14 protein-coding genes are annotated in these 12,515 nt (G+C 58.7%); 6 read left to right on the plus strand and 8 right to left on the minus strand.

Annotation, left to right across the window (positions count from 1 at the left end):
* Positions 1 to 106: 106 nt before the first annotated feature.
* The 3 genes from VEB01_RS00105 to VEB01_RS00115 all read right to left on the minus strand — a co-directional run bounded on the left by VEB01_RS00105 (position 107) and on the right by VEB01_RS00115 (position 1,536).
* Complete coding sequence (locus VEB01_RS00105) at positions 107 to 463, minus strand: c-type cytochrome (RefSeq protein WP_324872066.1); 357 nt, start codon at positions 461 to 463, stop codon at positions 107 to 109.
* A complete protein-coding gene (locus VEB01_RS00110; RefSeq protein ID WP_324872067.1) occupies positions 460 to 978 on the minus strand; it encodes a c-type cytochrome in 519 nt (172 codons plus the stop codon). Before VEB01_RS00110 ends, VEB01_RS00105 begins: the two co-directional genes overlap by 4 nt.
* A gap of 285 nt (positions 979 to 1,263) precedes the next feature.
* Positions 1,264 to 1,536, minus strand: a complete 273-nt coding sequence (locus VEB01_RS00115; protein ID WP_324872068.1) for a hypothetical protein — start codon at positions 1,534 to 1,536, stop codon at positions 1,264 to 1,266.
* A gap of 104 nt (positions 1,537 to 1,640) precedes the next feature.
* On the opposite strand from VEB01_RS00115, the gene VEB01_RS00120 reads away from it, so the two are divergent.
* The 3 genes from VEB01_RS00120 (at position 1,641) to VEB01_RS00130 (ending at position 3,903) form a co-directional block, all read left to right on the plus strand.
* Entirely contained in the window at positions 1,641 to 1,790 is a 150-nt protein-coding gene (locus VEB01_RS00120) for a hypothetical protein (RefSeq protein WP_324872069.1), read from the plus strand.
* Between the two features lie 125 nt (positions 1,791 to 1,915).
* Positions 1,916 to 3,529: an FAD-binding oxidoreductase gene (locus VEB01_RS00125; protein ID WP_324872070.1), complete on the plus strand. Its 1,614-nt coding sequence runs from the start codon at positions 1,916 to 1,918 to the stop codon at positions 3,527 to 3,529.
* A complete protein-coding gene (locus tag VEB01_RS00130) occupies positions 3,526 to 3,903 on the plus strand; it encodes a sensory rhodopsin transducer (RefSeq protein WP_324872071.1) in 378 nt (125 codons plus the stop codon). Before VEB01_RS00125 ends, VEB01_RS00130 begins: the two co-directional genes overlap by 4 nt.
* A gap of 1 nt (position 3,904) precedes the next feature.
* Here VEB01_RS00130 and VEB01_RS00135 read toward each other — a convergent pair whose 3' ends face one another.
* The gene (locus VEB01_RS00135) at positions 3,905 to 4,042 is read right to left on the minus strand and encodes a hypothetical protein (RefSeq protein WP_324872072.1); all 138 of its coding nucleotides are present in this window, start codon (positions 4,040 to 4,042) and stop codon (positions 3,905 to 3,907) included.
* Between the two features lie 4 nt (positions 4,043 to 4,046).
* On the opposite strand from VEB01_RS00135, the gene VEB01_RS00140 reads away from it, so the two are divergent.
* Positions 4,047 to 4,319 carry a DUF6567 family protein gene (locus VEB01_RS00140; RefSeq protein WP_324872073.1) on the plus strand — a complete coding sequence of 91 codons (273 nt, stop codon included), beginning with the start codon at positions 4,047 to 4,049 and terminating at the stop codon, positions 4,317 to 4,319.
* Positions 4,320 to 4,357: 38 nt separating this feature from the next.
* Here the strand turns inward: VEB01_RS00140 and VEB01_RS00145 are convergent, their stop codons facing one another.
* From VEB01_RS00145 to VEB01_RS00155, 3 genes are all read right to left on the minus strand, one after another.
* On the minus strand, positions 4,358 to 4,699 hold the full coding sequence (locus tag VEB01_RS00145) for a HepT-like ribonuclease domain-containing protein (protein WP_324872074.1): 342 nt from the start codon (positions 4,697 to 4,699) through the stop codon (positions 4,358 to 4,360).
* Positions 4,689 to 4,997, minus strand: a complete 309-nt coding sequence (locus VEB01_RS00150; RefSeq protein WP_324872075.1) for a nucleotidyltransferase family protein — start codon at positions 4,995 to 4,997, stop codon at positions 4,689 to 4,691. Before VEB01_RS00150 ends, VEB01_RS00145 begins: the two co-directional genes overlap by 11 nt.
* Positions 4,998 to 5,101: 104 nt before the next feature.
* Complete coding sequence (locus VEB01_RS00155) at positions 5,102 to 9,079, minus strand: DUF4365 domain-containing protein (protein WP_324872076.1); 3,978 nt, start codon at positions 9,077 to 9,079, stop codon at positions 5,102 to 5,104.
* Positions 9,080 to 9,473: 394 nt separating this feature from the next.
* Here VEB01_RS00155 and VEB01_RS00160 point away from each other — a divergent pair, with 394 nt between their 5' ends.
* A complete protein-coding gene (locus VEB01_RS00160; protein ID WP_324872077.1) occupies positions 9,474 to 9,992 on the plus strand; it encodes a DUF1772 domain-containing protein in 519 nt (172 codons plus the stop codon).
* A gap of 254 nt (positions 9,993 to 10,246) precedes the next feature.
* Positions 10,247 to 12,043, plus strand: a complete 1,797-nt coding sequence (locus tag VEB01_RS00165) for a thiamine pyrophosphate-requiring protein (RefSeq protein WP_324872078.1) — start codon at positions 10,247 to 10,249, stop codon at positions 12,041 to 12,043.
* A 216-nt stretch (positions 12,044 to 12,259) separates the two neighbouring features.
* On the opposite strand, the gene VEB01_RS00170 is transcribed toward VEB01_RS00165, so the two are convergent.
* Positions 12,260 to 12,515 (minus strand): hypothetical protein (locus VEB01_RS00170; protein ID WP_324872079.1); only part of this gene is annotated, 256 nt, incomplete at its 5' end.

Raw genomic sequence — 12,515 nt, forward strand, 5'->3', positions numbered from 1 at the left:
CGCCCGCGGTCCCAGGCGGCGACGCTCGGGGCCGCCCTAACGGGACGAAGACGGGTAGCGCCCGCGCTGGCGGGCGCTACACCAGACCTGAGAGTGCTCCAGTCCTTCAGCGCAGGGTTTGAAGGTAGGCGAGCACCGCCTGCAATTCGGGGCCGGACAGGTCCATGGTCGGCATGAAGCAGCCCGGCTTTTGTGCCTGCGCGTCCGCAGTCCATCCTCCCAAGTTGCCGGCCGTGTTCGGGAGCAGGCCCGCTCCGATGTAGCGCCGGCTCATCAGATGCGTCAGGTCGGGACCTAATATGCCGTGTGCTTCGGCTCCGCGGATTGTATGGCAGACGCCGCAGCGCGTGACGAAGACCTCGTATCCCTGCTGTTCGAGCTGCGCCACGGAAGGCGGTACAACGGCCTCGGCGGCCGGGCAGGACGCGAACAAGACGAGGCGCGCGAGTATCCGCGTTTTCATCGCTGGGAGCCACGCTCACGATGCGGGACGGGGCCGGCCGGCCTTGCCGGCGGGCCGGAGGCCGGTGCGGGGGGCTCGCCGAGCGTCCGGATATACGCCACCAGTTGCCAGATGGATTGAGGGGGTAACGCTCGGCTCCAAGCCGGCATGCCGTTGGGACGGCCTTGCACGATACTGAGATAAATCGCCGCGGACTCTCCGCCATAGATCCACTCGGCGTCGCTCAAGGGCGGACCCATGCCGCCGCCGCCCAACGGGGCATGACAACCGCTGCAATTCATGCTGTCGAACAGCTTTCGGCCCTGCACGATGGCATTCGGATCGCCCGCGTAAGGATTCTCGATGACCGGTTTGGTCCGGGAGATGATCGGATTTCCGGAAATGGGCACCTCAAGCAACTGGGTGGCGCTGGGACGATGCTGCGGCCTCGTTTCCCATGCCTGTCCGAAGACAGGGAATGCGGATCCCAATGATGCCGCTGCCGCGACCAAGCTTAAGGATATGACACGCTTCATGACTCCCTTCTAAAGCGGCTGATAGACGATTGGAACAGCCTATGTTTCAAGCTAGACGAAAAGAACCGCTATGTCGCTACCGGAGATTACGTATAAGCGAACTCACGGCATTCGCATGACGTAATGAATGATTTCTGGTGGGAGCGGGCTTTAGCCCGCGATCTTGGGCGGCCTCCAGTCGCGGGCTAAAGCCCGCTCCTGCGGAGGTAGGCACCCTTTTAGCGTGGACGCGGCACTACAGCCTCCCCCTAAATCGTCTCTGAAACCCCTCGAAGAGTCGGCCCCTTATGTCCGCGACTCTTTATGTTCGATCCGGAGCGGCGGCAGACCCACGATCTCGAAGGTCGCGGAAGCGAGTTCGATGCCGGCCTGCTCGAATTCCCGAAGGATGTCGCGGCTCAGGGCGTCCTTGGCCTCGCGGATGCCGCGGTCGCGGACGATGAAGCGCACCGTGAGCTCCAGCCAATTATCGGTCAGGCGGAAATAGACCCGCGGCCCGATCCGCCGTACCTCGGCCCTCGGAATTTTGGGCTTTCCCGCAATTTTTTCCGCTCCCACCAGTCCTACTTGAAGGACTGAACGCCCACGTCTTGGCCTTGACGAGTGATCGGCAACGGCAGCGGAAATAGCCGGCAAAGGATTACCGAATAAGGAGGCAAGCCATGGCTTACACGGTGAGTCACTTTCTGCTGGACCGGCTTTCGGTCTGGAGCATCCGGCGCATCTACGGCGATCCGGATGCCTGGGGCATGCTCAAGGCCTCGGTCAAGGAGACGGCATCGACCGTGTTGCCCGAGACGGAGAAGGTTTAGAATCGATGCTGCGACAGGGCAGCTGGATCGAAATTCTCTCTCACTGTGGGGAGAGCGCGACAGGGAAGTTGACCGGTTAATTCTTTCTTGGAAACAACTGCACGTCTATCTGACATGGAGGTCCGATGGTGCACTCAAACTTAAACGCTACATCGGCGGAGGCTTTGGCCGCCGCCATCCGCAAACGCGTCCGCGGCGACGTCCGCTTCGATTTCGGCAGCCGGGCGCTTTACGCCACTGACGCTTCCAACTACCGGCAGGTGCCCATCGGCGTGGTCGTGCCGCGCAGCATCGGCGACGTCGTCGAGACCGTCGCCGCCTGCCGCAAGCACGGAGCACCCATCACCTCGCGCGGAGGCGGCACCAGCTTGGCCGGGCAATGCTGCAACTCCGCCGTCATCATCGACATGTCCAAGTATCTCCGCGGCGTTCTGGACATCGACCCGGAGGCGCGGCGGGCGGTGGTGGAGCCGGGCTGCGTGCTCGACTCCCTGCGGGGCAAGGCCGAGGAGCATCATCTGACCTTCGGTCCCGATCCCTCGACCCACGATCACAACACCCTGGGCGGCATGATCGGCAACAACTCCTGCGGCGTGCACTCGGTCATGGCCGGGCGCACCGCCGACAACGTCCATGCGCTGGATATCCTCACCTACGATGGGTTTCGCATGACCGTCGGCCCGACCTCCGAAGAGGACCTGGATGCCATTATCCGGGGAGGCGGCCGGCGCGGGGAAATCTATGCCGGCCTCAAAGCCATTCGCGATAAATACGCGGACCTGATTCGGGCGCGATTTCCGAAGATTCCGCGCCGCGTGTCCGGTTATGCCTTGGACGAATTGCTGCCCGAGAACGGTTTTAACGTCGCCCGCGCCTTGGTCGGGACCGAGGGCACCTGCGTCGTCGTCCTGCAGGCCGAACTGTACCTGGTGCCGAGCCCGGCGAAACGCACCTTGCTGGTGCTGGGCTATCCGGACATTTACCGGGCCGGCGATCACATCGCCGAACTCATGGCGTCGTGCCCCATCGGCCTCGAAGGCATCGACGACTTGCTCATCAGGTACATGAAGGCCAAGCGTATGCACTCGGAGGAGCTGTATCTGCTGCCCGAGGGAAAAGGCTGGCTGATCCTGGAATTCGGGGGCGAGACGCGGGAAGAATCCGACGGCAAGGCCCGGCAACTCATGGATGCGTTGCGCGGCAAGCCGGATGCGCCCTCCATGAAGCTGCTGGACGATCCTCGGGAGGAAGCCCTCATATGGAAGATCCGGGAAGCCGGGCTTGCGGCAACCGCCCATGTGTCGGGATTGAAGATGGCTTGGCCGGGCTGGGAGGACGCCGCCGTGCATCCGCAGGATGTCGGCCCGTATCTCCGGGATTACCGAGCGCTGCTGGACAAATACGGTTATCACTGCGCCTTGTACGGCCATTTCGGACAGGGCTGCATCCATTGCCGCATCGATTTCGATCTTTTCACGAGCGAAGGCATCGAGCATTGGAATGCTTTCCTCGATGAAGCGGCGGATCTCGTGGTGCGCTACAACGGTTCGCTGTCCGGCGAGCACGGCGACGGTCCGGCGCGGGCCGATCTTCTGCCCAAGATGTACGGCGACGCGCTGGTTCAGGCATTCCGCGAATTCAAGGCAATTTGGGATCCGCAGAACCGCATGAATCCCGGCAAGGTGGTGGACCCGCTTCCAAACGCCAAGCCGTCAAACATGAGGCAGGCAATAATATGACGACCCCCATCGGCAAAACCCGCTGGGCCATCGCGGAAGGGTATATCCCTTCGCAAAGCACCGGCGGGGGACGGGCATTCGAGAGCCACGAGACGGTTTGCATCCTCAACGCGGGCGGAGCCGACGCCCAGATCTCCGTGACCGTCTTCTTCGCCGACCGCGAACCGGCGGGACCGTATCTGTTCACGGTTCCGGCCCGGCGCACCCGGCATCTGCGCTTCAACGACTTCCACACGCCGGAATCCATCCCCCGGGATACCGACTACGCCAGCCTCATCGAATCCGACATGCCCATCGTCGTGCAGCACACCCGGCTCGATTCACGGCAGGCGGAGCTGGCGCTGCTGACCACCATGGCTTATTCGGAAGACTAAGTCACTTCATGAAGTTTCTACGGCTGATTCCGATTTTGCCGTTGCTCACCGGCTGTCCGATTCCCCCCGCCGCGACCGGTCTCCCCTTGAGCTTGCCGCCGTTGGCGAGTGCGGGCGGAGCGTAGATTACGACCGTCACGGAGGTGGAACTGTCGCAGCCGAATTTTCGCCTCGTACAAGCCGATGTCGTCGGCAGCAGCACCGGATTCAAGCTGCTCGGGATTTTCACGTTCAAGAGTCCGGAATATGCCGAAGCGATCACGCGGTTGTACAAAAAGGCCGGCATCTCCAGCGGCAAGGCCCAGGCCCTGGTGAACGTGGTCTATGAGCAGACCCAACCTTATTTCATCCTATTTTCGCTGCCGAAAGTTACCGTGAGGGGGGATTTAGTGGAGTTCAAAGAAGGTCAACCGTGAGGTTTTCAGGCATTCTGCGGCCTTTGATCGGCTGCTTCTCACGGTGACCGGAGCAAGCTTTCGAGATTGGCGCGCAGCGATGCAAGGTTGGCTTCGACCACGCCCCAAACCAGACGATCGTCTACGCTGGCGTAGCCGTGAATCAAGACATTCCGAAAGGCAACGATACGCGGCAGTTCCTGGATTGAAGAAGCCGTTTCGGGGTCCAGCCGTCGTAACTGGTTGAAGGCTTCACCGACGATCTCGAACTGGCGTTCCACGGCGCTCCGTAGCATGTCGTCCGCCAAATAGTCGGCAAAGCATTTACCGGCGGTGTAGCGCTCTATGCGATTTACCGCCTGCTGTGCGTCCCATAGCAGTTTTTGCGCATCAGCGTGCATAGATGGTACGGCGCTCCGCCGCAATGCGATTGCGGAAATAAGGATTGGCCAAGCTTTTGTCGGTAACGAGGTCTACCGGTCGGCCGAACAGCGCTTCGAGCCCTTCCTTGAGCAAGAAATACGCTTCCGCGTACTGAGCCGGTGGAACTTCGTCGAACTCGACCAGGAAATCGATATCGCTAGCCGCAGCGTCAAAATCGGCACGAAGCACGGACCCAAAGACATCCAGCCGCTTCGCGCGGGTGCGGCGGCACAGGGCTGCGACTTCGTTTCGGTGCTGATTGATGAGATTTGCCATGGTGAAATCCTCCCGGATCGGTTATGCCACGAAGGTGGCGCGAGAGTGCTATTCGGTAACGTAGCGATTATTTGGATTTGGATGTGCAGCTTAAGGCAGAAATCCTATTTAAGAGTAGAGCGCCGCGATTTCTCCACCAGACGAGTGAGGAATTTGTTGTAGCCCTCGCTAAACGCATCCGCGTCCGAAGTTCCATCAGTTAGACCACGAGCGAGACGGTTGCGAAGGGAACTGTTTGCTTGTAATGATCCCTTTTGGTCGATTTCCGCTGCAATCTCGCCAGCCAGAGAGATGGCCTGCCGTTCCTTTGCTATATCCATATGATCACCATGTTCAAACTCGACAAGCGAACGATAAACCGTCCATAGCCTTGTCACCGTCTCCCGATCCAAGGGATTGCCGCGAGCCACCGCGTGCATCACAAGATGCGCCAAGACTCGCACGGGCGGGTGTGGAGCTTCGGGGTGTAACCGGGCTTTGCCAAACCAAAGACCAATCAGTGCGGCAATACTCTCGATCCTGTTGCGTGACTCAGAAACGAATTCTCGAAGAAGCGCGGCTCCATGGCGAATAAGTTGGTCGAAAGGCTTTCGTGGATCCCAAATCTCGTCGAATACGGCAGAGCAGAGCGGCGAGCCATGCAGAATGTCGATCCCCTCGCTTACCGATTTAGCCACGCTCAAGGCACTTGGAAGGATAGCGACTTGGTATCTCAGATCAATTATCAAGCCGACGTGCCAAGAACAGAGCATGGCGATCTTTTCAGCAACCTCAATAGTTGAGAGTAAGCCCTTGTTCTCAAGCGCGTGTAGAACATCAAGTGAGCAGATGCTGGATGGTGCCGATGCGGGTGGATCGCAATAGATTCGAAAGATCGCATCATCTGAGTAGAGCATAAGGCTCCCATTCGCCACCAGTTCTTTAATCTCCTCTGATGCCCAACGCGACGCCTTAAATGATTCTTCGTCAGGCAGCGGAGTCCATGGCTGGACGATGTGCTCGAAACGAGCTTTCAATCCTGCCTGAAGTTCGAGGCATTTCTGGCGAAAAGGGCTACCAGACAATGGTGCAATCAGCTGGTTGATTTCCATCAGCGTCGCTTGATTGACGGCTATTTTGGAGAAGATATCAAAAAGAAGCTCGAAAATTCCCAGGTCTCGGACGATTAACAGAGTGATGAGGTCCAGCAAAGGAATGTGGGCGCTCAGTTCTGAAGTGTTTACCGGCTTCCAATCCGCCGGCACCATTGTCAGATGAAACTGGCGTTGGTGAGGCTTAGAAGCTTTGCAAATTTCCCATAAGGTTGGAAGGTCAGGAACACTGCCTAAAATATGTCGCGGGCGCCATGCATAAGGGATAGGCATCTCCCCCCGTTGCAACAGCCTTTCCATCTTTTCACGCCATCGCAACTGCGTGTCGTCCATCCCAGTTATCTCTCTGATTATTCGCATCAATGTGTCAGAGTTAGCGTTTTCTGGGAAATGAGCTGATTTGAGGATATTAGAGTCGGGAAAGCGCTGCGCGAATGTTTCCAGCCGCTGACGGAACTCCGGAAGGCGGGAGTCGCTGCTCGGGAGCTTGGCATATAGAGTCGCTGCAAGCATAAGTACGAGAAAGAGACCCTCCTGCGCTTCATCGTTTTGGCTCGTGAGCTGGCCCATCCGCCACGCAATGTCCACGCTGCGAGTACTGAAAGGGTCGGAATAGTGAATCAAATTAAAAAGAAGCTTTAAGGCCTCGATACGCTTAAGTATGTCCGTTTCGGCTGCCACAATGGCTTCGACGGAGCTAATCGCTTCCTCTGTAAATCCGCAACGAACGACGATATTGATGTAGGTATTTAAAGCCAGGGTATCCGACGAGCCCGTTCCAATCAGCCGCTTGAGCGACGCGAGTGCTTCCGGGCTTCGACCGAGCCTATCGAGTGCCATAGCTTTGATGGCAATGAAGCGCTCATCGTTCTCAAACCGGGTAAGTGCGCTAGTGGCGAGTTCCAACAATTCCGGCCAGTGCCCAAGGGTTGCGAAAGCCTGGGCAAGATGGATAGCAGCCTCGGCGTATAACATTCGGTCGGAACTTAATGATTCAGCTATTGCAACGCATTTCTCTGCTTGATTCGGGTCCGTCGCATTAAATTCGTGGAAAAGATGGATTCCAATCGCCACCGGCCTACCCAAGGCTTCATACTGCGCTTCAAGACGGGCTAAGGCCATATCCTTGGCAAGCATGTTCCTGGCTGTATCCAGGAGATAATCCAGCAAAGCTCGTTGTGCGACGAGTTCTGGAACAGGGTCAAGTAGGCGCTGCCAAGTAGTAACCAGATCAGATCTAACAATGCGGTCGGCTGACAAGATCGCAAGGGAGATTGCGGTACCAAACATGGGATGCGATGGCGTCGCTGTTGCGTTGATCTGTTCAAAAAGCTGCACGCATTCAGAATCCCGCCCGGCCATGTTGAACAGAGCTACACGTCGCAAGAGCTTGGTCTCACTGTCTGGTTGGCGTGCATTGGCGGTCAAGGCAAGCGAAAAGTCACCGCATTGTACGGCGATTGATTCGAGAGCGAATTGCAGCGTCGGAAATACGGGGCGAGCGCTCGCTGCCTCGGTCAATACAGGAAGGATGTCGTCCTGGCGCCCGAGCATCGATGCTGTTGCAGCCCATATGTCGGCAAGAAATTCGATGTTTGAAGGCCACCCTGAGGCGCGGAGCGAATCAACTGCGGCCTGCATATCTTCCCATGCGTTGCGTAGTAGACCGATATCCGCCCCGGCTGGACCCGATAGTGGAAGATATGTTTCTGGCGCGTCCAAGGCAGCAGCACCTATTGCAAGACTGAAATAGGCACGCGAGCGCATTATGAGGAATAGCTGCTTCGTAACGTCCCGCAGATACAATTCTCGAAGCCCGGAGTCGCATGCTTCGATGACAAGATTATGCTCCAACTGCATTGTGTGGGTTATCGCCAGAGCTGACCACCCATCACTACCAGGCGTCAAGCGGGCCTCTTCGACGGCCTCTGCATAGCGGCCCTCAGCTGCCAGCAAACGAGCTCGCATGCTCATACTCAATGGATCAGAGCTGGAAAGCCGTGCGATGACATCAGAAAAATCATTCGGCTCATCCAAATGAAGGCGCAGACGAAGTTCTGCTTCTGCCCAAGCCACTATGTACTTTGGGGCGTCTTGGGCCAATGTTGCAGCTTTCGCGTAAGCCTCTCTCGCGGGTTCATCCTCCAATCGTATGGACCTCGATCGGCCAACTAAATACCAGTACTCTGCTAGTTCCAGATCTGAGGCGCCGTCTTTGACATCGTCTGCTGCCACAAGGGATTGCTCGGCCTCTTCGTCAGCACCAATACGAAGCCTTTGAGCTGCTTCCTGAAGATACCAAGGAAAGCTCCCCTTGGGCGCTTCCGGCCATGCGGATGCTGGCTCTTCCGTCATCGCTTGCAGCAAGGAGGCGCTGCTACGCTCAAAAACCTTGGGAATTTTTTCGATGAGATTCGCTCGGGTGGATGGCGGTAAAGCTGGATGCTTGCGTTCAGCAACGATATCCAACGCCTCCCCAACTTTGGCCAGCTGGCGAAATCTCGCCAAATCTGATGATAAATCGGTTGCCTCGGTTAGGCGGTTAGCGAGAGGTACTCGCAGGCTGACGAATTTCTGTTCAGGAGGAATACCCTGCTCGTTCAGCCTGCGCAATTCGTCATGAACCCAGTTGTAGAAGAGCGGGCAATCAGCGGGGCGTTCCGGTTTGATGCTGAGATCGGCTAACACGAGCAATACGGGTTCAGTGACGCGCGAGTAGTAGCGAACTGTGCTTGCCTTGAGCGTAACAGAGAAGAACTCATCTGTTGCGTTTGGTTCAGGCTCCTGCTTTCCCTTGAGCTGAACTCGAAAAACATCGGTAGCGCGACCGGCTATTATGGTTTGAACCTGATAGTCGAAGCCAAAGTCATCGGTCCCATCTAAGTTTTTGGACCGCCATTCATTAGGGCAATTTGCGCCGAAGCATTTCTCGGCAAGATGCCCAATACGTTGGCTTTCGCTTTGTTCCGGCAGGGGACCTTCGATAATCATAAAATGACGTTTTCCTTGCAAATCGGGTCAGATTGTTGTCGGGTAGAGTTGCCAATCGAATAGAAGTGAGGTTTCCACCTCCTCGGTGGCAAATTTGATTTTTCTGAGCATGAAGTACATGCACTCGATGATAGGTTTGCTGCGATCCGCAACATGTAGCCTGTCTCAGTAAGCAGTGCAACTATCGTCTGGTGGGTTCGCGGCTTCGGTGAAAGAAATTCGGACACAGATTCTGAGCGGAATATAGGATTTATTTTTTATTGGAGTGTTGCAATAAAACGTCAAAAACTCCTCAGTGGCAAGTCTCATTGAAGGAATCGCATGTAAGCTTTAGCTTCTTAAGATCGCGCGGGGCGGGAGAGGGAGAAAACTAGCTAGCCACGGAGGAAAGACGATGGGAATAAGAGTCTGGCGCTTCATCACTTTGCTGCTGGCGGCGCTCGCCATGACGATGGAATCCGCCCATGTCCTGGAACTTCCGCAAAAGATGCAGTACGACTGGCCGATGTACACCGCGGTCAACGCCAGCCTGTACCGCTATTTCGCCATCGTCGGCGGCGCCTACCAGATCGGCTCGATTCTCGCCGCTGCCGTGCTTGCGTTCCGGGTTCGCAAGCGCGGGCGCACGTTCCCCTGGACTTTGGCCGGGGCGCTTTGCTCCGCATTGGCCTTCGGGGTATGGCTGACCGTCGTCAATCCGGTGAACGGGGAAGTGGCCGAGGCGTTCCGAATAGCGCCGGAATCGGTGCCCGCCGTCTGGATGCGGTTGCGGGACCGGTGGGAGTACGGGCATGCCGCGGGCTTCGCGGTGCAGCTCGTGGGGTTCGCCGCCTTGGTGGTTTCGGTGCTGGTGGAAACGCCGAAGGACGTTCCCGTTCCCGGAACGCTACACGGCAACCGGCATAACGGCTAAGTACCCCGGAACCACGATGGCCTGGGGGCGGTGAAACCGTGGTCCTGTTCAAGCGCCACAAACGGTCGATTACTGGATGAACCTGCCAAACGTTATCCTCGAAGTTTTGGCCATTTCGCAATCTTTCCCGCTTTCACCGGTCCTACCTGAAGGATTTGATGCCCACGCCCTGGGCCTTGACGGGCAATAGGCCAGCCTTGTGGCAGCGGTATCGAACATAGTCCGCGAAGGATTACCGAATAAGGAGGCAAGCCATGGCTTACACGGTGAGTGACTTTCTGCTGGACAGGCTTTCGGCCTGGGGCATCCGGCGCATCTACGGCTATCCGGGCGACGGGATCAACGGCGTCATGGGAGCGCTGGGTAGGGCCGGAGACCGGTTTCACTTCATCCAGACCCGACACGAGGAGATGGCCGCGTTCATGGCCTGCGCCCATGCGAAGTTCACCGGCGAAGTAGGCGTGTGCTTGGCGACTTCGGGGCCGGGTGCGATACATCTTTTGAATGGATTGTACGATGCGAAGATGGACCACCAGCCGGTGGTGGCGATCGTCGGACAGCAGGCCCGCGCGGCTATCGGTGGGACCTATCAACAGGAGGTCGACCTGATCTCGCTGTTCAAGGACGTGGCCCACGAGTACGTACACATGGCCTCGGCTCCCGCCCAGGTCCGCCACCTGGTGGACCGGGCGGTGCGCATCGCCCGCTGCGAACGCACCGTCACCTGCATCATTCTGCCCAACGACCTCCAGGAACTGGACGCGGTCGAGACGCCGCCGCGCCACCATGGCACCGTGCTGTCCGGGGTCGGTTACGACTCGCCGCGCGTGGTGCCCCACCAGGACGAGCTGCGACGGGCGGCGGATGTGCTGAATCACGGACAACGGGTCGCCCTGCTGGTCGGAGCGGGGGCGCTTCGGGCTACCGACGAAGTCATCGAAGTGGCGGATCTCCTCGGCGCCGGCATCGCCAAGGCCCTGCTTGGAAAGGCGGCCGTGCCGGACGAACTGCCTTTCGTCACCGGCTCTATCGGCCTGCTCGGCACTCGCCCGAGCTACGACATGATGATGGACTGCGACACCCTGCTGATGGTGGGCTCCAGCTTCCCGTACTCGGAGTTCCTGCCGAGGGAGGGCCAGGCTCGGGGCGTGCAGATCGACATCGACGGCCGCATGTTGAGCATCCGCTATCCGATGGAAGTTAACCTGGTGGGCGACAGCGCCGAGACTCTGCGGGCGCTGATTCCGCTCCTCGAACGCAAGACCGATCGGAGCTGGCAGGAGAACATCGGCCGCAACGTCGCGGACTGGTGGCAGGTGCTGGAAAGCCGTGCCATGAACGCAGCGAACCCCATCAATCCGCAACGGGTGTTCTGGGAGCTGTCGCCGCGTCTGCCGGACCAGTGCATTCTCACCTGCGATTCCGGCTCCGCCGCCAACTGGTACGCCCGCGATCTCAAGATTCGTCGCGGCATGATGGCCTCGCTGTCGGGCGGGCTCGCCACCATGGGGCCGGGTGTGCCGTACGCCATCGCCGCCAAATTCGCCTATCCGGACCGGCCGGCGATCGCCCTGGTGGGGGACGGGGCCATGCAGATGAACGGCAACGCGGAGCTGGTGACCGCCGCCAAATACTGGACGCAGTGGACCGATCCGCGCCTCATCGTGATGGTGCTGCACAACAACGATCTCAATCAGGTGACCTGGGAGCAGCGGGCCCTGGCCGGCGATCCCAAATACGAGGCCTCGCAGAATCTGCCGGATTTCCCCTATGCCCGCTACGGCGAGCTGTTGGGCTTCCGGGGTATTCGGGTGGACAAGCCGGAGGACATCGCCCCCGCCTGGGAGCAGGCGCTGGTCGCCGACCGGCCGGTGGTCGTCGAAGCCTATACCGACCCCAACGTGCCGCCGCTGCCGCCCCATATTACTTTCGATCAAGCCAAAGCCTACATGTCGGCGCTGTTCCAAGGCGACGTCGACAGTTGGGACATGATCAAGTCCTCGGCCAAGGAGATGGCATCGACCGTGTTGCCCGAGACGGAGAAGACTTAGGTTGCGGGGGAGTGCCGGAACCCAGCCACAGGGCTGTGAAGGCTGATCGCTCACCATCAGTGCCGTAGACGGGCGTACAGGCGGAGTCCCGATGGTCCGTGATGTCGGTGGGCAATAGTGGACGCCAAAGGTTAAGCCGCTCGCTGCTTTCGGTAGAACTGTTGGGCTTAGACCGCGGGCGATAGAAAGCTCAATAGGGCCTGACGCCGTAGGCGGTTATCGAAGATCTCGATCCACTCCGTAATCTCCGCGATGGCCTGTGGTCGCTTCACCGCCTGCTCGCGGAATTCTTTCGGTTAGGTTTCTTTCGGTAACTTTTGCATTCAACACCCGCTGCGAGACATGGAGCGAGTGAGCGAGCGAGTCGAGTAGTCCCCGGAAGCCCGAGCGCCGGGTGGGTGGCCGGAGGTCGCCGCGAGAGCGGCGGTCGTAGGCGACCCACAAGGCATCGCGACCGGGCGTCGAGTCATTG

The organism is Methylocaldum sp. (assembly GCF_035627495.1).
Lineage (GTDB): Bacteria > Pseudomonadota > Gammaproteobacteria > Methylococcales > Methylococcaceae > Methylocaldum.